Here is a 22072-nt window from a genome sequence, read left to right on the forward strand (position 1 = left end):
GGAGCGACCCTGTTGTAAATTCTGCATACTGAGTAGGGTTTTTCCGGAATTTATCAATAATTTTCCCGGAGAGTGCCAGTTAGTGGATTGCGAAAGAGAATGATTCGCATATAAAATGCGAAAAATTATCATTCTCCTGCAGCCCTCCGTAGCGACTTCCGCTGCCCGCTGCTTTGCATAAAGGGTAACTCATGCGCTCCACCATCAGCACCGTTTTGCTGGCTTCCGCCGCCCTGACCCTGAGCGCCGTGGCTGCGGCCAAGGAATATCCGATTGGCAAGCCTGCCATCAAGAACGGCATGGAAATCGGTGCGGTTTACCTGCAACCCACCAAGATGGAACCGGAAGGCATGATGCGCAAGGCGGAGGAATCCGACGTGCATCTGGAAGCCGACATCCATGCAGTGAAGAACAACCCCAACGGTTTTGAAGAAGGCGCCTGGATGCCTTACCTGATGGTCAAGTACGAGCTGACCAAGGTGGGTGGCAAGGGCAGCATCAAGGGCGACATGATGCCGATGGTGGCCAATGACGGCCCGCACTACGGCGACAACGTGAAGCTGCAAGGCCCGGGCAAGTACAAGCTGAAGCTGACCATCCTGCCGCCGTCGGAAAACCCGCACGCCCACTTTGGCCGCCATGTTGACAAGGAAACCGGCGTGGGCCCGTGGTACAAGCCGTTTGAGGTGAACTACGAATTTACCTATGCCGGCATCGGCAAGAAGGGTGGCTACTAAGCCGCTGCCTGAACAGGCATGGCGCGAATGAGAATCTAAACGCAAACCATTCCTGTTGGAGTATCATAAGAAACAGCGCTGCTTGTTTTAAGTTGGCGCTGTTTTTCATTCAGAGGTTGCACATGAAAGTTGCGATGTTTCTGGCGGCAGCTCTGCTGTCGATGACGGCACTGGCCGATGATATGCCCACCTACAAGCTGGAACTGAAGGACGGTGTGCTCAAGCCCGCCCGCCTGCAGGTGCCGGTCAATACCAAGTTCCGTCTGGAAGTAAGCAATACCGGCAAGACGCCGGCCGAATTCGAAAGCACCCAGCTGCGCAAGGAAAAGGTGCTGGCACCGGGCGTAACGTCCTCGGTGATCATCCTGCCGCTGAGCGCTGGCGAGTACAAATTCTTTGACGATTTCCATACGGCTACCGGACAAGGCGTGATTGTCGCCAAGTAAGCCGACTGGTTTGAGAGGACGCAAGTAATGGGTCAGGTGCTGTTCATTGTCTGGCGCGAAAGCGTGGAAGCCTTGCTGGTGGTGGGTATCCTGAATGCCTGGATGAACCAGAACCCGCAAGGCCGCGCCGGGAAACCCTATTTGTGGGGTGGTGTGGCGCTGGGGATTGCGCTGGCGGTATTGCTGGCGGTGGCGCTGTTTTCTGCCAGCACCCTGATGGCTGGCTCGCAGGATGTGTTCCAGACCGTCATGGAGTTCATGGCTTCCGGCCTGATCGTGCAGATGGTGTTGTGGATGCGCGAGCATGGCCGCACGCTGAAAAAAGAGCTGGAATCCGGCCTGGCCGATAATGCCAGCACAGCCAACTGGTGGGGTGTCACTACGCTGGTGGCCATTGCCGTGGCCCGCGAGGGCAGCGAAACCGTGGTGTTCCTGTACGGCATGCTGGGCAGTGCCGACGGCCAGACACTGCTGCACATGAGTGGCGCGGCCTTGATGGGCCTGGCGCTGGCTTTCCTCACCTTTTATGTATTGCAGCTGGGCGGCAAGGTGTTGTCCTGGCGCCTGTTCTTCCGCGTGACCGAAATCATGCTGCTGCTGCTGGGGGCGTCCTTGTTCCTGGCCGGGGTGGAAAAGCTGATTTCCATGGAAATCCTGCCTGCGCTGATCGACCCGCTGTGGGACAGCTCGGCGCTGCTGGATGACGCGACACCCGCTGGTGGCGTGGTTGCGTCGCTCACCGGCTATCGTGCCCACCCGGCACTGATGAGCCTGCTGGCTTATCTGGCGTTCTGGGCGGGAGTGTCCGGCCTGTTCTTCTGGCGCAAGCGTCGTCAGCCCGCATGAAACCGCAGTCTGATCACCGACGCCGGCCCGAACTGGTGCGCACCGTGTCTGGCGGATGTGGCAGCCATGCGCCCTTGGGATATGGCCGGTTGGCCGTGGTGGGCAACTGGCTGCGCGACCACGCAGCCACCCTGCGCCTGTTGCAGTGGCTGGTGGTGCTGGTGTATGCGGCGCTGCTGATCATCCCCGCCTGTCTGCCGCTGCCGGACGACAGTGCCCGCATCGTCAACAACCTCACCATCTTTGCCCAGTTTGTGTTCTGGGGCATCTGGTGGCCCTTCGTGCTGCTGTCCATGGTGCTGTTTGGCCGACTGTGGTGTGGCGTGCTCTGCCCGGAAGGCGCGCTCAGCGAATGGGCGGCCAAGAAGGGCCTGGGCCGGCCGATTCCGCGTTGGATGCGCTGGGACGGCTGGCCTTTTGTCGCCTTTGCCCTCACCACCCTGTACGGCCAGCTGGTCAGCGTTTACCAGTATCCCAAGGCGGCGTTGCTGGTGCTGGGCGGCTCCACCGTAGCCGCCATCGCCATCGGTCTGGTGTATACCCGTGGCAAACGCGCCTGGTGTCGCCATCTGTGCCCGGTGAACGGGGTGTTTGCCTTGCTCTCCAAACTGGCACCCATGCATTACAAGGTGGATGAGCAACGCTGGCAGGAATCCACCCGCCAGTCCGGCGTCATCCGCATCCAGGCGGTGGACTGCGCCCCCCTGCAGCCGCTACGCCATATGCAGGGCGGCAGTGGCTGTCATATGTGCGGCCGTTGCAGCGGTCACCGCGATGCCATCAGTCTGAGCCTGCGCTCTCCTGCTGAAGAAGTGGTGAAGGTGGCAGCCAAAGAGGCCAGTGCATGGCAGACGCTGTTGATTGTCTACGGCCTGCTGGGCATTGCCATGGGCGGTTTTCACTGGACGGCCAGCCCCTGGTTTGTCGACATGAAGCAGGCCGCCGCTGAATGGCTGGTGGACCACGACATCATGTGGCCGCTGGACACCAATGCGCCGTGGTGGCTGCTGACCCACTATCCGGACCACAACGACGTGTTTTCCTGGCTGGATGGCATGGCCATCATCGCCTACATGCTGGGTACCGCACTGGTGCTGGGCAGCGGCCTGTTGCTGGCGCTGGCCTGTGCGGTGCGTGTCGCCGGAGCATGGCGCAGCCAGCGTCTGCATCATCTGGCTCAGAGCCTGATTCCGCTGGCCGGTATCGGTGTGTTCCTGGGGCTGTCGGCGCTGACCGTCACCTTGCTCAAGGCCGAGGGTATTGCCACCGGCTGGGCCAATGATTTGCGTCTGGGCCTGCTGCTGCTGGCCAATGTCTGGTCGCTATGGCTGGCCACCGGCATCGTGCGGCAATGGCAGGCCGGCTGGCGCAGCGTGCCGGTACTGGCCTGCCTGCTGGCCGGCATGGCGCTGGTGGATGCCGCCTGGGGCTTCATGTTCTGGTGGTGGTAAACCGCTAATCCCGAATATTCACCCGAATAATCAACAGGCCGCTGTGAGCGGCTTGTTGATTATTGACAAATCCCTCTCGCTTCCTGGAAGTAAAGCGAGGCTTCCTTCTTCAATTGGCAGGGCAAGGGCGGGGGGATTGGGAATAGATGGAAGGCTGCGGAATAAAGCAGTTTGTCGGAAGGCCCGGCTTTGCCGGGTCCAATGCAACCGTGCCAAATAACTTTGTTTGCAGCCAAAACAGGGCGGTTTTACCGCCCTGTTTTGCGTCCGGATTCAGGCTGCTGCCTGTACCAGCACCGGTTGCAACACGCGGATGACTTCCTGCGGGTCGATGCCGATCAGGAAACCGCGCTTGCCGCCGTTGATATAGATGCGGGGCAGCTGGGCAATGCTGCTTTCCATATACACCGGCATCGGGTGGCGGGTGCCAAACGGGCTGGTGCCGCCCACCTGATAGCCGCTGTGCTTGTCGGCCGTTTTCGGGTCGCAGGGGTTGATCTTCTTCACGCCAATCTGCTTGGCCAGCATGCCGGTGCCCACTTCGCGGTCGCCATGCATCAGCACGATCAGCGGGTGCTTCTGTTCGTCTTCCATGATCAGGGTCTTCACCACGCAGTGCTCGTCCACGCCCAGTTCGCGTGCCGACACCGTGGTGCCACCCTTGTCCTCGTATTTGTACAGGTGCTCGCTGTATTCCACCTTGTGCTCGCGTAGTACGCGAATGGCCTGGGTGACCGGCGTTTTTTCCTTGGACATTTCCGTCTATCCGTTTACGGCAAAACGGTTACTTTAGTGGCTGTGGCGGTCAACTGCAAACCGGCTCACTTGTGGCATGCTGAGGTTTTCTGCAGGGAGCTGTCATGATTCTGGAAGCCGCCATGCTGCAAGTGAAAGCGGGGATGCAGCAGGAGTTCGAAACCGCCTTTGCCCAGGCGCAAATCATCATCGCCAGCATGCCGGGTTATCACTGGCACCAGTTGCAACGCTGTCTGGAAGTGGAAGGCAAATACCTGCTGCTGGTGGGCTGGGACAGCGTGGCCGCGCATGAGGAAGGTTTCCGCCAGTCTGCGGGCTATCAGGAATGGAAACGGCTGCTGCATCACTTTTATCAGCCGTTTCCGGTGGTGGAGCATTTCCAGCAGGTGTTGCCAGCTTAAGGCTGCCGCAGTCGCCGTACCAGCCGCCAGCCCAGCAGCACGGCCAGCACGCTGGCGTACAGCATGGGCTGGGTGAGGTCTTTCTTCACCAGCCACCAGTAGTGCAATACGCCCAGCAGCGCCACCGGGTAAACCAGCTGGTGCAGCTTGCCCCAGTTGCGTTTCAGCCGTTTCATCCAGCCCTGGGTGGAGGTGATGGCCAGCGGCGTCATCAGCAGCATGGCGGCAAAGCCCACGGTGATGAAGGGACGCTTGGCGATGTCGTGCAGCATGCCGGGCCAGTCAAAAAACTGGTCCAGCCACACATAGGTGGTTAAGTGCAGGCAGCCGTAAAAGAAGGCATACAGGCCCAGCATGCGGCGCAGACGCAGCGGCCAGCCCCAGCCGGATAGCTGGCGCAAGGGGCTGATGGCCAGGGTGATCAGCAGGAAGCTCAGCGTCCAGGTGCCGGTGGAGCGGGTGATGAACTCCACCGGATTGACGGCAGCGCCGGACAGCACAATCCACGCCGCACGGGCCAGTGGCAGCAGGCAGAGCACAAAGACCGCAATCTTCAGCCAGTTGAAGCGGGCAGGCTGGCGGGCGGCAGCAGGGTTTTTCATGCGCAGGGTCGTCATGTCAGAAGTTCTTGCGCAGGTCCATGCCACGGTACAGGCCGGCCACCTGATCGCCATAGCCGTTGAACATCAGCGTCTTGCGCTTGAGGAATTCGCCAATGCGCCGCTCGCTGGCCTGGCTCCAGCGCGGGTGGTCCACTTCCGGGTTTACATTGGAATAGAAGCCGTACTCGTGGGCATTGGCCATATTCCAGCTGGTGGCGGGCATTTGCTCTTGCAGATGGATGCGCACGATGGACTTGATGCTCTTGAAACCGTATTTCCACGGCACCACCAGCCGGATGGGCGCGCCGTTCTGGTTGGGCAGCACATCGTTGTACAGGCCGACAGCCAGGATGGTGAGTGGATGCATGGCTTCATCCATGCGCAGGCCCTCGCGGTAAGGCCAGTCCAGTACGCGGCTGCGCTGACCGGGCATCTCGGATGGGCGTTGCAGGGTTTCGAAGGCCACGTATTTGGCGCGCGAGTTGGGGGCGACTTGTTTGAGCAGGCTGGAGAGCGGAAAGCCTATCCACGGAATCACCATGCTCCAGCCTTCCACGCAGCGCAGGCGGTAAATGCGTTCTTCCAGCGGCTGCTTCAGCAGTTCTTCGATGCCAAAGCTGCGCGGCCTGCCCACTTCACCATCCACCACCACATTCCACGGCCGGGTTTTCAAGGACCCGGCGTACATGGCCGGTTCGCTCTTGTCAGTGCCGAACTCGTAGTAGTTGTTGTAGCTGCTGATGTCTTTCAGGCTGTTGGGCTTGTCGCTGGTGGACAGCGGGCTTTTCTTGCTGGCCAGTGCGGCCAGGGTTTCACCGGACAGCAGCAGGCCGGCACTACCCAGCATGAACTGGCGGCGGTTGAAATATACGCCTTCGGGGGTAATTTCCGAAGGCTGGATGTCGGCGGGTTTCTTGATGAGCATGATGGTTTCTCCAGTGCTGTGCTTCTTTGTCGCAGCAACAGGGAGAATCTGACATGCAATCTTTACGATTGTTCTGGCTGGTTTGATAGCCAATGGCTAATTTGTGTTAAGCCGCGGGTCCTTAAGGGAAGGAAGCTGCGCTCAGGCCGCCAGTGCCGACCAGCACCGCCCCAGTGCGCTGCCCTGGCCACCATCGCGCGCCAGCAACTGGCCAATGGCTTGCAGGGCAGTCCAGCGCGGGCCACACCAGTCCGGCGCAATCAGGGTAGGGGCCTGCGCGGTGGCGGAAATGCGGTGGAACACCACCTCCGGCGGGGTATGACGAATCAGGGAAGCGGCCAGGTGGGCGTAATCGTCCAGCGCCATGGCGGATACTTCACCACGCTGGTGCTGGGCGGCCATGCGGCTGCCACGCACTATCATCAGCGGATGCAGCTTCAGGCCCTGTACTCCGATTTCCAGCACGGTTTCCAGCGTGGCATGCACATCGGCGGCATCTTCACCGGGCAGACCGGCAATCAGGTGGGTACAGACCTTGAGCCCATGCTGCTGGGCGCGGCGCACTGCATCGCGGTAATCGGCCAGGGTGTGGCCGCGCAGGATGCGACGCTGGGTGTGGTCGTGCGCGGTCTGTAGGCCCAGCTCCAGCCACACTTCCTTGCCCGTGGCCTGGTAGGACGCGAGCAGTTCCAGCGCGCTGTCCGGCACGCAGTCCGGCCGGGTGCCCACGCACAGGCCAACCACATCGGCGCTGGCCGTGGCCTCGTCATATAGCTCTCGCAGGCGGCTGACTTCGGCGTAGGTGCTGGTGTAGGCCTGAAAATAGGCCAGATAACGGCGCGCACGGTCGGTTTTGTCCTTTTCGCGGGCAATCTGGCCGCTGATGGACAGTTCGGCGGCATCGCGGCCAAAGCTTTTGACATTGCAGAAGGTGCAGCCACCACGGCCCAGCGTGCCGTCGCGGTTGGGGCAGGTAAAGTCGCCGGCCAGTGACAGCTTGTGTACGGCCTGGCCGTGGCGGCGCTTGAGATAGTGACCGAAGGTATGCAGGTGAGCGGTAAGGTCCATGGGGCAGAACGACAGCGTGCGGCAGAAAAGCACATAGCCTAGGCCGTTTGCCCTTGCCAGACCCTGTGCCACATCAAGGCTTGGGCTCAGAGCTGGTGAAAACCCAGCCAGTACAGCAGCACGAAGATGGCTGATGCCGCCAGCAGGGCGGTGGCCAGCGTGGTGATGAATTCGCGCAGGCTGGCCCGCTGACGCCGGTCCAGCAGCCAGCGTGCGATGGCGTACAGCACGGCAAACAGCAGCAACAGGCGGAACAGGCGACCGATCATGGCAGGGACGGGGTAAGAAAACCGGGCCGATTATGCGGTGCATGCGAAACGGTAGCAAGCAAGGCTATGGATATAATCGGCCAGACAGGCGATGATAGCAGCCGTAGCCTACAGGAGGCTCCGCACCGAGAATGGCCAGCAAGGCCGCCGGCGGGGCAATAATCAATAGAGGCCTTTTTTGTTATGTCTGATCTGACAAGGTCCGTCGGCATCGTACAGGCGCAGACAGCGGTATTCGATACCCCGCTGCAGCTGGCCAGCGGTGCCGTACTGCCTGATTACCAGCTGTGTTTTGAAACCTATGGCACGCTCAATGCCGCGCGCAGCAATGCCATCCTGATCTGCCATGCGCTGTCCGGCCACCATCATGTGGCGGGGCGTTACACGCCGGAAGATAAGGCGGCAGGCTGGTGGGACAATATGGTGGGGCCGGGCAAACCCATCGATACCGACCGCTTCTTTGTGGTGGGCCTGAACAATCTGGGCGGCTGCCACGGCAGCACCGGCCCGTCCTCCATCAACCCGGCCACCGGCCAGCCCTGGGGGTCTTCCTTCCCGGTGGTGACGGTGCCGGACTGGGTGCGTTCGCAAGCGCGGCTGGCCGACCGGCTGGGCATAGACCGCTGGGCCGCCATCATCGGTGGCAGCCTGGGCGGCATGCAGACCCTGCAATGGAGCATCGATTACCCGGAACGGGTGGCACATGCGCTAGTGATTGCGTCTGCACCCAAGCTGTCGGCACAGAACATTGCTTTCAACGACGTGGCCCGTCAGGCCATCCTTACCGACCCGGATTTCCACGGCGGCGACTACTACGCCCACGATGCCATTCCGCGTCGCGGCCTGCGGCTGGCGCGCATGCTGGGCCATATCACCTATCTGTCCGATGACGGCATGGGCGAGAAATTCGGCCGCATGCTCAAAAGCGGTGATTACCAGTTTGGTTACGAGGTGGAATTCGAAATCGAATCCTACCTGCGTTATCAGGGCGACAAGTTCTCTGATTATTTCGACGCCAATACCTATCTGCTGATGACCAAGGCACTGGATTACTTCGACCCGGCCAAGGACCTGAACGACGACCTGGTGGCGGCGCTGAAAAAAGCCAGCGCCCGTTTCATGGTGGCCAGCTTTACCTCGGACTGGCGTTTCTCGCCGGAACGCTCGCGCGAAATCGTCAAGGCGCTGGTGGCGGCGGACAAAGAGGTGGTGTACGGCGAAATCGAGTCGGTCCACGGTCACGATGCCTTCCTGATGCTGGATGAACCCTATGTCAACCTGATGCGCGCCTACCTCAACCGCGTGGCCGAGGAGGTGAACGCATGAGCGCTGCCAACACTTTGCGGGCCGACCTGCAACTGATTGCCGACTGGGTGGCCCCTGCCAGCCGGGTGCTGGACCTGGGCTGCGGCGATGGTGCGCTGCTGTCCTGGCTGAACCGCAACAAGGCCGTGCGTGGCTATGGCGTGGACTTTGACGTCAACAATGTGGTGCGCTGTGTGCAAGCCGGCGTCAACGCGATCCAGGGCAACCTGGAAACCGGTCTGGCCGAGTTTGAAGACCAGCGTTTCGACCATGTGGTGTTGTCGCAAACCATTCAGGCCATGCACAATACCGAGCAGATTCTGGTGGAAATGCTGCGCGTGGGCCGCGAGGCCATCGTCACCTTCCCCAATTTCGGCTACTGGGAAAACCGCTGGCAGATCCTGCAAGGTCATATGCCGGTGTCGGAAACCATCCCTTACCAGTGGTACAACACGCCGAACATCCATTGGTGCATGCTGGGGGATTTCGAAGCGCTGTGCGCCAAAAACGGCATCCGCGTGCTGGAGCGGGTGGTGATGAACGAGGCAAAGCGCATTCACTTCCTGCCCAATCTGCGCGGCAGCCTGGCGTTTTACCGGGTTGCCCGGCAAACGGCCTGATGATTGATGACTAACAAAGGCGGCTGCTGGCCGCCTTTTTGCATTGGCGGCCCATGCCGCAAGGATAAATGACGCATTCTTCCGTACATTGGCGCGAGGCCATCTGGTCGCGCCGCATGCTGATCTGCATTGCCACCGGCTTCAGCTCCGGCCTGCCGCTGTATATGCTGATCAATCTGCTGCCGGCCTGGCTGCGCAGCGAAGGAGTGAATCTCAAGGCCATCGGCCTGTTTGCCCTGATCGGCCTGCCCTATACCTGGAAATTCCTGTGGTCGCCGCTGCTGGACCGCTTTGTCCCGCCATTGTTGGGACGGCGTCGTGGCTGGATGCTGCTCAGCCAGCTGGCCTTGCTCATCAGCATGGCCCTGTTCGGTCTGTTCAATCCACAGCTGCAATTACAGCAGATTGCCGCACTGGCGGCGGTGGTGGCGTTTTTCTCGGCCAGTCAGGATATCGTGCTGGACGCTTATCGCCGCGAGCTGCTGCCCGAAGCCGAGCTGGGGCTGGGCAACTCGGTGCATATCAATGCCTACCGACTGGCCGGCCTGGTGCCCGGTGCCCTGTCGCTGATTCTGGCCGACCACACCAGTTGGGCCAATGTGTTCGTCATCACTGCGCTGTTCATGCTGCCGGGGCTGCTCATGACCCTGCTGGTGTCCGAGCCCAGGCTGGCTGGTACACCACCCAAAACCCTGCGCGAAGCCGTGGTGGAGCCGTTTCATGAGTTCATCCACCGCCAGGGCTGGCACAGCGCCGCCACCATTCTGGGTTTCATCTTCCTGTACAAGCTGGGCGACAGCATGGCCACCGCACTGGCCACGCCGTTTTACCTGGACATGGGCTTTGCCAAATCGGATATCGGCCTGGTGGCCAAAAACGCCGGGCTGTGGCCGGCGGTGATTGGTGGATTGCTTGGCGGAGTGTGGATGCTCAAGCTGGGCATCAACCGCGCCCTGTGGCTGTTTGGCGTGGTGCAGGTATTGTCGATTCTGGGCTTCGCCTGGCTGGCCAGCTATGGCCATTTTCAGCAGATCGGACCTGTCCAGTTAGGCCAGCTGGCGCTGGTGATCGGTTTTGAAGCGCTGGGCGTGGGCCTGGGCACAGCGGCCTTTGTGGCCTTCATCGCCCGCACCACCCATCCGGCTTATACCGCCACCCAGTTTGCCCTGTTTACGAGCCTGTCGGCGGTGCCACGCACCTTCGCCAACGCGGCGACCGGCTATATTGTGAATGATCTGGGCTGGATGGGGTTTTTCCTGCTGTGCACCCTGCTGGCCTTGCCAGGCATGTTGTTGCTGCTGAAAGTGGCCCCGTGGCACGGGAATGATCAGAACGGAGAGACTGCATGAAGGCAACTGTTATCCTGTTGAGTCTGCTCAGCCTGCCAGTGCTGGCTGCGCCGGGGCCGGAAGCCATGCCGGAACCAGCCGTGCCAGCCGCAGGCAACACCGTGGTTTTGCAAAAGGTGGATTACCAATGCGCGGCCCAGCGCGTGGTCAGCGTGGAATATCCGCAGGCAGAAGTAGAGGACGTGGTGCCCATCCGCATCAGCTGGCATGGTCGCCATTACCGGCTGGTACGGGTCAGCAGTGCCAGTGGCGCGCGCTATGCCAGCCAGCAGCTGGTGTGGTGGAACAAGGGCGAGCAGGCGGTATTGCTGACCCGCGGCGGGCGCACGCTGGCACGGGATTGCCAGCCGCTGCTAACCGCTACCACGGCACCGGTCCTTACCCCGGCAGCACCATGAAAAAACCGGCCATCAAGGCCGGTTTTGCTTTGTGCTGCGTGACTCAGGCTTTTTTACGGTGCAGGTCGGGCAGCAGCACGGTGATGATGCCCAGCAGCGGCAGGTAGGCGCACAGCTGGTACACGGTTTCGATGCCGTAGTGGTCGGCCACCTTGCCCAGTACCGCAGCGCCGATGCCGCCAATACCGAAGGCAAAGCCGAAGAACAGCCCGGACACCATGCCCACCTTGCCCGGCACCAGCTCCTGTGCATAGACCAGGATGGCAGAGAAGGCCGAAGCCAGGATGAAGCCGATGATGAAGGACAGCACGCTGGTCCAGAACAGGTCCACATGCGGCAGCGCCAGGGTAAACGGTGCCACACCCAGAATCGAGAACCAGATCACCCGCTTGCGGCCAATGGCATCACCAATCGGCCCGCCCAGCACGGTACCGGCAGCCACGGCAAACAGGAAGATGAACAGATGCAGCTGTGCTGCCTGCACGCCCAGCCCGAAATGCTGCATCAGGTAGAAGGTGAAATAACTGGTGATGCTAGTGAGATAGAAATACTTGGAGAACACCAACAGCACCAGCACACCCAGCGTAAACGCTGTGCGCTGCGGTGACAGCCCGGTGGCTACGATAGCCTTGTGAGCTTTGGCGGTGCGTTGCTGGTGGGCATACCAGTTACCAATGCGCCACAGCACCAGCATGCCAAGAAGAGCCGCCAGCGAAAACCACGCCAGGCTGGGCTGACCATAGGGAAACACCACCAGCGCGGCCAGCAAGGGGCCGGTGGCGGTGCCGGCATTACCGCCCACCTGAAACAGCGATTGTGCCAGGCCGTGGCGACCACCGGATGCCATGCGTGCCACGCGCGAGGATTCCGGATGGAAAATGGACGAGCCGGTGCCTACCAGCGCGGCGGCCATCAGCAACACCGGATAGCTGGACGCCACCGACAGCAGCAACAGGCCGCACAGGGTGGAACCCATGCCGAAAACCAGCGAATAGGGCAGTGGCCGCTTGTCGGTGTAGATGCCGACCAATGGTTGCAATAGTGAGGCGGTGCACTGGTAAACCAGCGTCATCAGGCCGATCTGGGCAAAGCTCAGATGAAAGCCGCCCTTCAGTACCGGGTAGATGGCCAGAATCAGCGACTGCAACATGTCGTTGAGGAAATGGGTAAAACTGATGGCACCCAAAACCCGGAAGCGGGTGTCCTGCGGCGGTGCCATGCTCTGGCTGGCGCTTGTCATGATGATGTCGTCTTGTGGTGGTGGGTTCATCATGCTATCAAGGGCTATCCCTGCCCGTCTTGCGCATTCGGGGCAATCATCTGCGAGAAAATGACAGTCATGAATGATTATCAACATCTGCACCAGTACGACACCGGTATCGCCCCGGTCGTGGCCAAGGCGCGTGATTACCCGGCGGGTGAAGACACGCCGCGCCATGCCCACCCCACGGCACAACTCTTGTATGCGGTGGAAGGCGTGATGGTGGTGAGCACGGCGCTGGGGCAGTGGATCGTGCCGCCTACCCGTGGCATCTGGCTGCCAATCGACACCTGGCACCAGGTGCGGATGATCAGCGCAGTGCGCATGCGCACGGTGTATGTGCGCAAGGATAGTCTGGAAGGCCTGCCGCAGGAGTGCCGGGTGCTGGCCATCTCACCCTTGCTGCGCGAGCTGATTCTGGCGGCGATGAGCATTGCCGTGCCGTACCCGCCGGATTCACGCGATGAGCGGCTGATGAAGCTGCTGCTGGATGAAATCCGCAGCCTGCCCACGCTGGCCTTGTCCCTGCCACGGCCGCAAAGCCCGGCCTTGCAAGGTTTGTGTGATGTATTGCTGGCCGAGCCGGCGGATGCCCGTTCGGTGGAGGAGTGGGCCACACAGCTGGCGATGGACCCGCGCACCTTGCAGCGGCGCTTCAGCCGGGAAACCGGCTTGTCACTGGGGCAGTGGCGGCGGCAGGCACGGCTGATTGCCGCGCTGGAAAAGCTGGCCTGCGGGGCCAGTGTGCTGGAAGTGGCACTGGATCTGGGTTATGCCAGCCCCAGTGCCTTTGCCACCATGTTCAAGCGCGAGTTGGGGGTGTCACCCAGCAGCTTCTATGCGCCGCTGCCGGATGATGATTACTCGGTGACAGGCGGCTAGGGCAGGGCGCGGCGCAGCGCGTCCAGCTGGGTGAGGCTTTCGTCCAGAATCAGCAATTGCAGCATCTGTTCGGCCAGCGCTTCCTTGCCACCCCGGTAGGCCTGGGCAAAGGCGTCCACGGCGGTGGCGTCCAGCAAGTTGTCGGTCTGGCGGCTCAGCCGGCTGCCAAGGCCGGCAAAACGCTCGGCCAGACTGGTTTTCAGCCAGCCGGAAAGCGGCGGGTTGAAGCCGCGTTTCTTGCGCTGGAAGAAGTCGGCGGGCAGGGCCGGGTGCATGGCACGGCGGAAAATCAGCTTGGCCGGCTGGGTGTAGCGCTCTGCATCAGGCGTCGCCAGCAGATGCTGGTACAAGCCGTGGTCCAGCAGCGGGGCGCGGCCTTCCAGCCCGTGCGCCATGGTGCACAGGTCCGACTTTTGCAGGATGTAGTCGGGCAGGTAATTGGCAAAGTCGATGGCCAGCAGGCTTTGCAGGCCGGGGACGGCATCACTGGCTTCCGGGCCGATGTCGTCCGGTGCGCGCCAGTAGCTGAGTTGTTGCAACTCACGTCCGCCTTGCAGGTAGCGGCGCTGGCCCGGTGTCATGCCGGAAAAACGCAGCGAGTAGGCCTCCGTCCAGCTCATTGCCAGCTCGGTACCCAGCTTGCCCTGTTTGCCGTCCAGTGAAGGACGGATGCCCAGCGGCAGTTGCAGGTGACGACGCCAGCGGGTGCGCAGATGCTTGTTCATGCGCTTGTAGCCGGCCAGCAGCTCGTCGCCACCGTCGCCCACCAGCACCACTTTCACGTGCTTGCTGACTTCCCGTGCCAGATACCAGGTCGGGAAGCTGGACGGGTCGGCAAAGGGCTGGTCCAGATCAGCCACAATGCGCGAGAAATCCGCCGCCAGGTTTTCCGGCATGTCGATGCGGATATTGCTTAGCCCCATGCGCTGGGCGGAATCTGCCGCGTCAATTGATTCGTCCAGCGTGCTGCCGGGAAAGGCCGCGGTAAAGGTGGAAAACTGCTGATAGCCCTGGGTGGCCAGTCGGCTGGCAATCAGGGTGGAGTCAATGCCACCGGACAGCAGCACGCCCAACGGGCGGTCGGCCACGGTACGCATGGCTACGGCATGGTCCAGCTCCGGCAGCCAGTCGCCAGCCGTGGCTTGCGGTTGCCAGTAACGGCGTTTCTTCAATTGACGACTGGCAAGGTCGAACTCCAGGCAATAGCCGTTTTCCAGCCGCTGGATGTTTTCGAATACGGTGGCCGGTGCCGGGATGTAACGGTGCGCCAGATAGGCGTCGATGGCGGCTGGGCTGAACTGGCGGGCAGGAAGGGGCAGGAAGGGCAGCACCGAGCGCACCAGCGAGCCGAACGCCAGATTGCCATCCAGCAGCGCATACAGCAGCGGTTTTTCGCCCATGCGGTCGCGCGCCAGATGCACCTTGCCCTGGCGCAGGTCGAGAATGGCAAAGGCAAACATGCCGCGCAGGCGCGTCAGCAAGCCGTCAATGCCCCAGGCTTCGTAGGCCCGCAGGATGAATTCGGTATCGGAATGGGTGCGGAATACCACGCCAGCCTGTTCCAGCTCGCGTTTGCCGTCTTCCCAGTCGTACACCTCGCCGTTGTAGCAGATCCACAGCTGGCCATCGTCGTTGCGCATCGGCTGGTCGGCCTCGGGGCGCGGGTCGATGATGGACAGCCGCGCATGCAGCAAGGCGTTGTGGATGGCATCATCCGCCGCGACCTGGCCTTGCTGGTCCAGTCGCAACTGATGGGCAGCATCCGGGCCGCGGCGGGCCAGCTCCAGCAGCATGGCATCGGCGGTGGCCGCTGCCACCGGTTGTCGGGAGAAGAAACCTGCGATTCCGCACATAGTAAAGATGATCCTGATCCTGACCGCGGCACCGGGCTGGCGGTCAGTCGTCGCAAAAATGGAAAACCGGCTAGTTGCGCCGTGTTCAGCGCACCGCCGGTATCAAGCAGACAACCTGCTGTCTGGCCTGTGGTTTACTGCTGCGTGTTGTGCAAGCGCAGCGCGGCCTCGGCCAGGCGTTTGCCCTGGGCCAGCGCCAGCTTGCGTTCGTCTTCGGACAGCGGCCGGTCGTTCTTGACCCCCGCCACATGGCTGACACCATAAGGGGTACCGCCGGTCTGGGTGGCTGCCAGCGCTGCTTCGGCATAGGGCAGGCCGACAATCAGCATGCCGTGGTGCAAGAGCGGCAGCATCATGCTCAGCAAGGTGGATTCCTGCCCGCCGTGCATGGACGAGGAGCTGGTAAACACGCAACCGGGCTTGCCGGCCAGCGCGCCCGCCAGCCATTCGCCACTGGTGCTGTCGATAAAGTACTTCATGGCCGCCGCCATATTGCCAAAGCGGGTGGGGCTGCCCAGCGCCAGGCCAATGCATTCGGCCAGATCGCTTTTTTCCACATAGGGTGCGCCCTGTGCCGGAATGGCCGGTTCACTGGCTTCGCACACGGTGGATACCTTGGGCACGGTACGCAGCCGTGCCTGGCAGCCGGGCACACTTTCGATGCCACGGGCAATCAGTCGGGCCAGTTCGGCAGTGGCACCATGCTGGCTGTAATAGAGAACAAGAATGTCTTGCACGGCAATGTCCAGTGATATGTCATCGTCAAAAGACGACCTCGATAACTGGCTGCATGATACCAGCTTCCAATCGTTAATTTGTATGAAGAAGGTGTGTGTAACATTACGCCGTCAATCAGTGCGCCTGCATGGCCCTGGCCTTGGGCAGGGCCTGCCTTGTGGCTGTCACTTGCCAGCGGCGAAAGGCTGCATTACCTTGCCGCAGATGAAACTGCCGCATAAATACGCTACTCAGGCAGGCTTTGTCGGTTTTCTGGTCAGACGCATGGGCAGCCATCGTGTGATGCAGGTGGCCGGCAGCCTGACTTTCACCACACTGCTGGCGCTGGTGCCGCTGTTCACCATTGCGCTGACGGTGATATCCGCTTTCCCGGTGTTTTCCGATTACAGCACGCGTTTCAAGGTGATGTTGCTGTCCACCCTGGTGCCGGAATTCGCCGGCAAGGTGATATCCGTCTACATGCGCCAGTTTGCCGATAATGCGGAAAAACTGACCGCAGCCGGCATCGTGATGCTGGGTGTGACGGCCTTGATGCTGATGTCCACCATCGAGCGCACCTTCAATGCCATCTGGAGCGTGCGTCGTGGCCGCCCCTGGCTGCAGCAGAGCATGGTGTACTGGACGGTGCTGACGCTGGGCCCGCTGGTGTTGGGGGGCGGCCTGTTGTCCTGGCGCTGGCTGCTCAAGTTCACCCGCTTTGAAAAGACCATGCCGCTGTTGGCCAGTACGGTCGAGGCGGGCGGGACCATTTTGCTGACCGGCATTGTCTTGTCGCTGCTGTACCGCATTGTGCCCAACCGCTTTGTCCCGATCCGTCATGCCGTGCTGGGCGCGATGATTACCGCGGTGTTGCTGGAACTGACCAAGCTGCTGTTTGGCTACTACATCGGGCAGGTCGCCAATTACCAGCTGGTGTATGGCGCTTTTGCCAGCATTCCGATTTTCCTGCTGTGGGTGTACTGCTTGTGGATGGTGGTGCTGGCCGGTGCGGTATTCACCGCCTCCCTGTCTTACTGGGAGGGTGGGGCCTGGCGGCGCCGCTTTGAACCGCGCCGCCGTTTTCTGGATGCGGTGGAAGTATTGCTGATGCTGGATGCGGCCCAGGTGCAAGGCCGCAGCCTGACACCGGTTCAGCTGCGCGAGCAGGTGAAGATCGGTTATGACGAACTGGGACTGGTGCTGGACAAGCTGGCGCAGCATGGTTACGTGCAGAAAGGCCAGCGTGATGGCTGGGTGCTGATGCGCAAGCTGGCCAGCGTGCACTTGTCCGACCTGTTCCAGCTGTTTGTCTACCGGGCCGACCTGGCCAATGACGATGATGTCGGCCAGGGTATTGAAGCCTTGCTGGGCAGTGTCACCGAACGGCTTCAGACCGTGACGCTGGAGGATTTTGCCCGCCGGCTGGGGCGGAAGTAGTCGGTATTCTGGTAGAAGGCCGGGTTTTCATTGTCCGGCCACCAGCCCGGTATGCCCAGCAAGGGCAGCGGCCACAGCTGGCGCGGGCTGGCCAGCCAGTTGTCATCGGCCAGCAGCGCAGCCAGCCTGGCATCCAGCCAGGCCCGTTGCGTGTGTTCATCCAGCTGGAAAAATCCGGTGTCGACATCCAGCAGCAAGGCTTTGCCGCACCAGCCGATATGCGGCTGCAAGCCTACTTCGAAAATGGCATGTCCCAGCGTATGCACGCTGATGTACCGTCCCCAGGCAGCACGCTCATCGACAAACAGCGTGTGCCACTGCATGTCATCCAGCGCCTGGCCCAGTTCCGGACGGGCACAGGCCACGATCACCCCGCATTCATCCAGCAAGGTGGCAGCATCACGCCGTGGCCCGCGTTTGACCTCTCCACGGCTGATGGCGCGCACATGGCGCGCGTTCAGTGCCTCCTTGCTGCGCGGCCATGCCAGCCAGGCCAGTGCATTGAACCAGTCATGCCAGTTGTGGCTGCGGGTGGGCACCTCGCCGGTGCTGCCGATGTGCATTTCATAGTAGGCGTCTGCTTGCAGGTCACAGCAAAAACGCAGCTGCGCGAGGAGCTGGCAGCGCAGGCGGGCCTGTTGCAGCAGTTGGTCGTAGTCCTGTTGATCCGGCCAGTCCGCCAGCGGCAGCAGGGTGGCAAAATCGGCAACCGGCTGGTACAGCGGGTGGCTGAGGTAGTGCTTGCTCCAGTCTTTCACGGCAGCGGCCATCGCGGGAAAACGCGTATTCTAGAGCTACAGCCGCCGGCAGCGATAGCCGCCTTGCCTGCTGCTGTCCCTCACACCACCTTGAGCGCCAGGTCATGGCATACCCGGTTGCGTCCCTCGTGCTTGGCCTGGTACAGCAGTTTGTCCGCCCTTTTGAGCAAGTCGTCCACATGCAAGTCGGTTTCGCGCAATAGCGTCATGCCCAGGCTGACGGTGTAACGGATGTCCTGGCCATTGACCGTCACCTGGCTGTCGCTGACGGCCTGGCGCAGGCGTTCGGCCGCGGCCAGTGCCGCGCTGCTGTCGGTGTTGGGCAGGATGGCGGCAAACTCTTCACCTCCCAGCCGGCCGGTCAGGTCACTGGTGCGCAACACTTCGCGGCACAGGCGGGCAAAGTGGGTGATTACTTCATCCCCGGCGGCATGACCATACTGGTCGTTGATGTTCTTGAAATGGTCCAGATCCATCATCAGCACCGCCATCGGCGTCTGGTAGCGCTGGCAGCGCTTGAGCTCGCGCCCGGCTTGTTGCAGGAAGTGGCGACGGTTATCCAGGTGGGTCAGTTCATCAATGGTGGCCAGCTGTACCAGCTTCTGTTCATGCAGCTCGCTTTGCAGGGCAATGGCGGTGATATGCGAGCTGCGGTACACCAGACGCATTTCCTCCGGGGTTGGCGTGCGTGGCTCGCTGTAATAAATGGCAAAAGTGCCCAGCAGCTCGCGCTGGCTGCTAAACAGCGGTGTGGACCAGCATGCACGCAGCTCGAAGCGGCGCGTCAGTTCCAGATAGGGCTGCCACAAGGGGCTGCTTTCCATATCCTCGACAATGATGGTGCGCTTCCAGTAGGCGGCGGTGCCGCAGGAGCCGACCTCCGGGCCGATGGCGATGCCCTCTATCCGGGAGGTGTAGCCCGCAGGCAGTCTGGGGCCGGATGCCACATGCAGGTGCTGGCCGTCTTCGGTCAGCAGCATCACCGAACAGCGTCCTCCCGCCAGCTGGGTCTCAATCATGGTGCAGATCTGCGCCAGCGTGTCTTCCAGCGGCTGATTGGAGGCAATCATCTCCATCACGGCGTTTTCTTCACTCAGCAGGCGCTGGGCCAGTCTACTGTCGGTGACTTCCCGGTCCACTGACAGGATGCTGGTGAGCTTGCCCTGGCTGTCAAATTCGGGAAACAGCCGGGTTTCGAAGATATGACGCCGGTTGAGCAGCAGCAATTCCATCTCGAAACAGCGTGGCTGCCCGGTGTCTATCAGCGTCTGGCACTCGCTTTCAAACTGCTGGACGATATCGGCGGGCCAGCCTTTTTCCGCCATGGTCTTGCCGATGTGTTCATCGCGGATCAGCGGCGAATAACGGCTGACACTGCGGTTGATGAACTGGCAGCGCAGCGACAGATCGTAACGGGCAATGATGTCGCTGGAGTTCTCCACCAGCGTGCGGAATTCCTGCTCCCGCCGGCGGATGGCTGCCTCGGCCAGTTTGCGCGGGGTGATCACCTGGCTGAGGGCCAGCACGCGATGCGTATCGTCCGCACAGTCCTTGCCCTGCAGGATTTGCTCCAGCCATTCCCAGTGCTGTTTTTCGTGGCGGATACGGTATTCCAGCTCCTGACTGGTCTGCCCGCTGTGGGCGATGGCTTGCAGGGCGTTTTCCAGCAGCGCTCTGTCATCCGGGTGCACACGCTCCAGCCAGTCTCCCAGATCCAGCTGCATGTCGCTGGCTGGCAGGCCCAGCAGGGTGGACAAGGCTGCGGGTGAGCCTTGTACCAGGTTCTTGTCGAGGTCGAATTCGCACAGGCCGATGCGTGCCCCTTGCATGGCGGTCAGCATGGCCTGGGCTTGCGGTACGGCCAGCACCGCCTCGTCAAGCGCATGCAGCTGGATGATGCGCCAGCGTGCGGGCAGGAATTCCGCCGGCAGCACCAGTTGCTGAATGCCCAGCCGGGTATGGCCGCAGCGCTCATCGGTCCACACCAGGGGCTGGGCGCTAGCCAGCAAGGCAGTCTGTTGCTGCAAGCGTGCGTACAGTGTTTCGGGCAAGCGCTGGTCGGGGCCGATGTCCAGCCACTTGGCACAGGCCTCACCGGCAGCCTGTACCCGGCCCTGTTCGTCCAGAATCAGCATGGCCTCGCCGGAATGCTGCACATTGAAACGCAGGGAATCCTCCTGCAGCTGGCGCAGGCGCCAGCGTTGCCAGAAACTGCCCAGCCATGCGGCCAACGCCAAACCCACGATGCATAGCAACGGCCATTCCCATGGGGTTTTGATGGCAGGTGCTGCCCATGCCGAACTACTGAACAGCAGCAGGGCGCTGCCAGACCGGATGACATGGCTACCGGTATTTGCGCTCAATTTATCCAAATGCCTACCCGCCGCTTTCTGATGCCGCCCCTGTTAACGTTTGTGCGGGGCTTTGCTTCATCATGGCACCTGATTCGGAAATTGTGATGATGAAAATCAGACTGCATATGCCGTGGTCGTCGTTTTTGTGCAACAAATAAAGTATGCTGTGCCGATTGTTGCGGAGTGTTGCATGGATTATTTCCCGATTTTTCTCAAGCTGCAGGATGCCGCCTGCCTGGTGGTGGGCGGGGGCGATGTCGCCCTGCGCAAGGTGCGTTTGCTCAAGGCTGCCGGTGCACGCCTGACCGTACTTGCGCCGGAAGTGACGGCGGAACTGGCCCGGATGATTGAGCAGGGCGAGCTGGAGTGGCTGCCGGAGCGGTTTGAGGCATCCCGCGTGGCCGGCATGCGGCTGGTGGTTGCGGCCACCAATTTGCGGGAGGTCAACCAGCAAGTATCGGCCGCAGCGCAAGCACAGAATATTCCAGTCAATGTGGTGGATGATCCGGAACTCTCCACCTACATCACCCCTGCCATCATCGACCGCTCGCCGCTGGTGATTGCCGTGTCATCCGGCGGTGCCGTTCCGGTGCTGGCCCGTCTGGTACGGGCACGGCTGGAAAGTATCATTCCGGCCGGTTTCGGCCTGCTGGCGGCATTTTCGGCACGCTTTCGCGACCGGGTAAAGGCCCGCTTTGCCGACGTGGAGTCACGCCGCATTTTCTGGGAAAACGTGCTGGAAGGACCGATTGCTGAAGCGGTGATGAATGGCCGCGAGGCGGTGGCCAGCGCCGAAATGGAACTGCGCCTGGACAGCGCGGAAGACCGTCCCAGTGGTGCGGTGTATCTGGTGGGCGCCGGACCGGGCAATCCCGACCTGCTTACCTTCCGTGCCCTGCGCCTGATGCAGCAGGCCGATGTGGTGCTGCATGACAACCTGGTTGCGCCGGAATTGCTGGAGCTGGTGCGGCGCGATGCCGAGCGCATTTACGTGGGCAAGGCTCGTGCCAATCACACCTTGCCGCAGGAAGACATCAATCAGCTGATGGTGCGTCTGGCCAGCGAAGGCCGCCGCGTATTGCGCTTGAAAGGCGGCGATCCGTTTACTTTTGGCCGTGGTGGTGAGGAAATCGAAACCCTGGCCGCCCACGGCATTCCGTTTGAAGTAGTGCCGGGCATTACCTCGGCAAATGGCGCAGCCAGCTATGCCGGTATACCCTTGACCCATCGTGATCATGCCCAGTCGGTGACTTTTGTCACCGGCCACAAGAAAGACGGCAGCATCGATCTGGACTGGCCAGCCCTTACCCGGCCAGGCCAGACGGTGGTGGTGTACATGGGGCTGACCATGGCGGCTGATTTGTGTGCGGCCTTCATCGCCCACGGCAAACCGGCCGATACCCCGGCGGCGGTCATCGAATGGGCCACCACCACCCGTCAGCGCACGCTGACCGGAACGCTTCAGAGCCTGCCGGCACTGATTTCTTCCTATGGTGTTGCGTCGCCAGCGCTTATCATTGTGGGCAGCGTTGTCACGCTGGCAGATAAACTGGCCTGGTTCCGCCGTGTGGAAAACGGGCCTGCTACAATGGCGGATTCGCAGCAGAAATGAGCGCAGCCTGCCCCCGGGGCAGCTG

The 22072-nt window shown here is 61.5% G+C and carries 22 protein-coding genes; 12 read left to right on the top strand and 10 right to left on the bottom strand.

The window, feature by feature from the left end:
- The first annotated feature begins 191 nt into the window (after window positions 1–191).
- From ACE3SE_RS10175 to ACE3SE_RS10190, 4 genes are all read left to right on the top strand, one after another.
- Window positions 192–737 (top strand): iron transporter, encoded by a 546-nt coding sequence (locus ACE3SE_RS10175; protein ID WP_045847747.1) that lies wholly within the window; start codon window positions 192–194, stop codon window positions 735–737.
- 122 nt (window positions 738–859) lie between these two features.
- The gene (locus ACE3SE_RS10180; protein ID WP_374555039.1) at window positions 860–1183 is read left to right on the top strand and encodes a cupredoxin domain-containing protein; all 324 of its coding nucleotides are present in this window, start codon (window positions 860–862) and stop codon (window positions 1181–1183) included.
- 27 nt (window positions 1184–1210) lie between these two features.
- Window positions 1211–2029 (top strand): FTR1 family iron permease, encoded by an 819-nt coding sequence (locus ACE3SE_RS10185; RefSeq protein WP_374555041.1) that lies wholly within the window; start codon window positions 1211–1213, stop codon window positions 2027–2029.
- Window positions 2026–3480: a 4Fe-4S binding protein gene (locus tag ACE3SE_RS10190; RefSeq protein ID WP_374555043.1), complete on the top strand. Its 1455-nt coding sequence runs from the start codon at window positions 2026–2028 to the stop codon at window positions 3478–3480. The genes ACE3SE_RS10185 and ACE3SE_RS10190 overlap by 4 nt, the downstream gene beginning before the upstream one ends.
- 273 nt (window positions 3481–3753) lie before the next feature.
- On the opposite strand, the gene ybaK is transcribed toward ACE3SE_RS10190, so the two are convergent.
- On the bottom strand, window positions 3754–4236 hold the full coding sequence (gene ybaK, locus ACE3SE_RS10195) for a Cys-tRNA(Pro) deacylase (protein ID WP_199101814.1): 483 nt from the start codon (window positions 4234–4236) through the stop codon (window positions 3754–3756).
- A gap of 104 nt (window positions 4237–4340) precedes the next feature.
- Between ybaK and ACE3SE_RS10200 the strand changes: the two genes are divergently transcribed.
- A complete protein-coding gene (locus ACE3SE_RS10200; protein WP_131357421.1) occupies window positions 4341–4637 on the top strand; it encodes an antibiotic biosynthesis monooxygenase family protein in 297 nt (98 codons plus the stop codon).
- Here the strand turns inward: ACE3SE_RS10200 and ACE3SE_RS10205 are convergent.
- The 4 genes from ACE3SE_RS10205 to ACE3SE_RS10220 all read right to left on the bottom strand — a co-directional run bounded on the left by ACE3SE_RS10205 (window position 4634) and on the right by ACE3SE_RS10220 (window position 7501).
- A complete protein-coding gene (locus ACE3SE_RS10205; protein ID WP_131357424.1) occupies window positions 4634–5254 on the bottom strand; it encodes a sulfite oxidase heme-binding subunit YedZ in 621 nt (206 codons plus the stop codon). The genes ACE3SE_RS10200 and ACE3SE_RS10205 overlap by 4 nt on opposite strands.
- 1 nt (window position 5255) lies before the next feature.
- Window positions 5256–6164, bottom strand: coding sequence for a protein-methionine-sulfoxide reductase catalytic subunit MsrP (gene msrP / locus ACE3SE_RS10210; RefSeq protein ID WP_374555046.1), 909 nt, complete (start codon window positions 6162–6164; stop codon window positions 5256–5258).
- Between the two features lie 141 nt (window positions 6165–6305).
- Window positions 6306–7232 (bottom strand): TIGR01212 family radical SAM protein, encoded by a 927-nt coding sequence (locus ACE3SE_RS10215; RefSeq protein ID WP_045847752.1) that lies wholly within the window; start codon window positions 7230–7232, stop codon window positions 6306–6308.
- 86 nt (window positions 7233–7318) lie between these two features.
- Complete coding sequence (locus ACE3SE_RS10220; protein ID WP_045847753.1) at window positions 7319–7501, bottom strand: protein MIGRI; 183 nt, start codon at window positions 7499–7501, stop codon at window positions 7319–7321.
- A 183-nt stretch (window positions 7502–7684) separates the two neighbouring features.
- On the opposite strand from ACE3SE_RS10220, the gene metX reads away from it, so the two are divergent.
- The 4 genes from metX to ACE3SE_RS10240 all read left to right on the top strand — a co-directional run bounded on the left by metX (window position 7685) and on the right by ACE3SE_RS10240 (window position 11173).
- Window positions 7685–8827 (top strand): homoserine O-succinyltransferase MetX, encoded by a 1143-nt coding sequence (metX, locus tag ACE3SE_RS10225; protein ID WP_131357431.1) that lies wholly within the window; start codon window positions 7685–7687, stop codon window positions 8825–8827.
- Entirely contained in the window at window positions 8824–9426 is a 603-nt protein-coding gene (gene metW / locus ACE3SE_RS10230; RefSeq protein WP_374555049.1) for a methionine biosynthesis protein MetW, read from the top strand. Before metX ends, metW begins: the two co-directional genes overlap by 4 nt.
- Before the next feature lie 68 nt (window positions 9427–9494).
- Window positions 9495–10775, top strand: a complete 1281-nt coding sequence (locus ACE3SE_RS10235) for an AmpG family muropeptide MFS transporter (protein WP_374555051.1) — start codon at window positions 9495–9497, stop codon at window positions 10773–10775.
- Entirely contained in the window at window positions 10772–11173 is a 402-nt protein-coding gene (locus ACE3SE_RS10240; protein ID WP_374555053.1) for an MliC family protein, read from the top strand. Before ACE3SE_RS10235 ends, ACE3SE_RS10240 begins: the two co-directional genes overlap by 4 nt.
- A 43-nt stretch (window positions 11174–11216) precedes the next feature.
- Here ACE3SE_RS10240 and ACE3SE_RS10245 read toward each other — a convergent pair whose 3' ends face one another.
- Window positions 11217–12446, bottom strand: a complete 1230-nt coding sequence (locus ACE3SE_RS10245; RefSeq protein ID WP_305015694.1) for an MFS transporter — start codon at window positions 12444–12446, stop codon at window positions 11217–11219.
- Between the two features lie 66 nt (window positions 12447–12512).
- On the opposite strand from ACE3SE_RS10245, the gene ACE3SE_RS10250 reads away from it, so the two are divergent.
- Window positions 12513–13316 carry an AraC family transcriptional regulator gene (locus tag ACE3SE_RS10250; protein ID WP_052694180.1) on the top strand — a complete coding sequence of 268 codons (804 nt, stop codon included), beginning with the start codon at window positions 12513–12515 and terminating at the stop codon, window positions 13314–13316.
- On the opposite strand, the gene asnB is transcribed toward ACE3SE_RS10250, so the two are convergent.
- Complete coding sequence (gene asnB / locus ACE3SE_RS10255; protein WP_374555056.1) at window positions 13313–15169, bottom strand: asparagine synthase (glutamine-hydrolyzing); 1857 nt, start codon at window positions 15167–15169, stop codon at window positions 13313–13315. The two genes, ACE3SE_RS10250 and asnB, sit on opposite strands and share 4 nt — an antisense overlap.
- A gap of 134 nt (window positions 15170–15303) precedes the next feature.
- On the bottom strand, window positions 15304–15906 hold the full coding sequence (gene wrbA, locus ACE3SE_RS10260; protein ID WP_045847760.1) for an NAD(P)H:quinone oxidoreductase: 603 nt from the start codon (window positions 15904–15906) through the stop codon (window positions 15304–15306).
- Between the two features lie 205 nt (window positions 15907–16111).
- Here wrbA and ACE3SE_RS10265 point away from each other — a divergent pair, with 205 nt between their 5' ends.
- A complete protein-coding gene (locus ACE3SE_RS10265) occupies window positions 16112–17323 on the top strand; it encodes a YihY family inner membrane protein (RefSeq protein WP_131357441.1) in 1212 nt (403 codons plus the stop codon).
- Here ACE3SE_RS10265 and ACE3SE_RS10270 read toward each other — a convergent pair.
- A complete protein-coding gene (locus ACE3SE_RS10270) occupies window positions 17275–18081 on the bottom strand; it encodes a DUF3025 domain-containing protein (protein WP_374555059.1) in 807 nt (268 codons plus the stop codon). The two genes, ACE3SE_RS10265 and ACE3SE_RS10270, sit on opposite strands and share 49 nt — an antisense overlap.
- A gap of 80 nt (window positions 18082–18161) precedes the next feature.
- Window positions 18162–20444, bottom strand: coding sequence for a diguanylate cyclase (locus ACE3SE_RS10275; protein WP_374555060.1), 2283 nt, complete (start codon window positions 20442–20444; stop codon window positions 18162–18164).
- Window positions 20445–20625: 181 nt separating this feature from the next.
- Between ACE3SE_RS10275 and cysG the strand changes: the two genes are divergently transcribed.
- Window positions 20626–22047, top strand: a complete 1422-nt coding sequence (gene cysG / locus ACE3SE_RS10280) for a siroheme synthase CysG (protein WP_374555061.1) — start codon at window positions 20626–20628, stop codon at window positions 22045–22047.
- Window positions 22048–22072 lie beyond the last annotated feature (25 nt).

The organism is Aquitalea pelogenes (assembly GCF_041914625.1).
Classification (GTDB): Bacteria; Pseudomonadota; Gammaproteobacteria; order Burkholderiales; family Chromobacteriaceae; genus Aquitalea; species Aquitalea pelogenes.

What these genes read in the sequence shown, in the direction of transcription:
- ACE3SE_RS10175 (WP_045847747.1), top strand. Translation starts at nt 192, where the DNA reads ATGCGCTCCACCATCAGCACCGTTTTGCTGGCTTCCGCCGCCCTGACC.
- ACE3SE_RS10180 (WP_374555039.1), top strand. Translation starts at nt 860, where the DNA reads ATGAAAGTTGCGATGTTTCTGGCGGCAGCTCTGCTGTCGATGACGGCA.
- ACE3SE_RS10185 (WP_374555041.1), top strand. Translation starts at nt 1,211, where the DNA reads ATGGGTCAGGTGCTGTTCATTGTCTGGCGCGAAAGCGTGGAAGCCTTG.
- ACE3SE_RS10190 (WP_374555043.1), top strand. Translation starts at nt 2,026, where the DNA reads ATGAAACCGCAGTCTGATCACCGACGCCGGCCCGAACTGGTGCGCACC.
- ybaK (WP_199101814.1), bottom strand. Translation starts at nt 4,236, where the DNA reads ATGTCCAAGGAAAAAACGCCGGTCACCCAGGCCATTCGCGTACTACGC.
- ACE3SE_RS10200 (WP_131357421.1), top strand. Translation starts at nt 4,341, where the DNA reads ATGATTCTGGAAGCCGCCATGCTGCAAGTGAAAGCGGGGATGCAGCAG.
- ACE3SE_RS10205 (WP_131357424.1), bottom strand. Translation starts at nt 5,254, where the DNA reads ATGACGACCCTGCGCATGAAAAACCCTGCTGCCGCCCGCCAGCCTGCC.
- msrP (WP_374555046.1), bottom strand. Translation starts at nt 6,164, where the DNA reads ATGCTCATCAAGAAACCCGCCGACATCCAGCCTTCGGAAATTACCCCC.
- ACE3SE_RS10215 (WP_045847752.1), bottom strand. Translation starts at nt 7,232, where the DNA reads ATGGACCTTACCGCTCACCTGCATACCTTCGGTCACTATCTCAAGCGC.
- ACE3SE_RS10220 (WP_045847753.1), bottom strand. Translation starts at nt 7,501, where the DNA reads ATGATCGGTCGCCTGTTCCGCCTGTTGCTGCTGTTTGCCGTGCTGTAC.
- metX (WP_131357431.1), top strand. Translation starts at nt 7,685, where the DNA reads ATGTCTGATCTGACAAGGTCCGTCGGCATCGTACAGGCGCAGACAGCG.
- metW (WP_374555049.1), top strand. Translation starts at nt 8,824, where the DNA reads ATGAGCGCTGCCAACACTTTGCGGGCCGACCTGCAACTGATTGCCGAC.
- ACE3SE_RS10235 (WP_374555051.1), top strand. Translation starts at nt 9,495, where the DNA reads ATGACGCATTCTTCCGTACATTGGCGCGAGGCCATCTGGTCGCGCCGC.
- ACE3SE_RS10240 (WP_374555053.1), top strand. Translation starts at nt 10,772, where the DNA reads ATGAAGGCAACTGTTATCCTGTTGAGTCTGCTCAGCCTGCCAGTGCTG.
- ACE3SE_RS10245 (WP_305015694.1), bottom strand. Translation starts at nt 12,446, where the DNA reads ATGATGAACCCACCACCACAAGACGACATCATCATGACAAGCGCCAGC.
- ACE3SE_RS10250 (WP_052694180.1), top strand. Translation starts at nt 12,513, where the DNA reads ATGAATGATTATCAACATCTGCACCAGTACGACACCGGTATCGCCCCG.
- asnB (WP_374555056.1), bottom strand. Translation starts at nt 15,169, where the DNA reads ATGTGCGGAATCGCAGGTTTCTTCTCCCGACAACCGGTGGCAGCGGCC.
- ACE3SE_RS10265 (WP_131357441.1), top strand. Translation starts at nt 16,112, where the DNA reads ATGAAACTGCCGCATAAATACGCTACTCAGGCAGGCTTTGTCGGTTTT.
- cysG (WP_374555061.1), top strand. Translation starts at nt 20,626, where the DNA reads ATGGATTATTTCCCGATTTTTCTCAAGCTGCAGGATGCCGCCTGCCTG.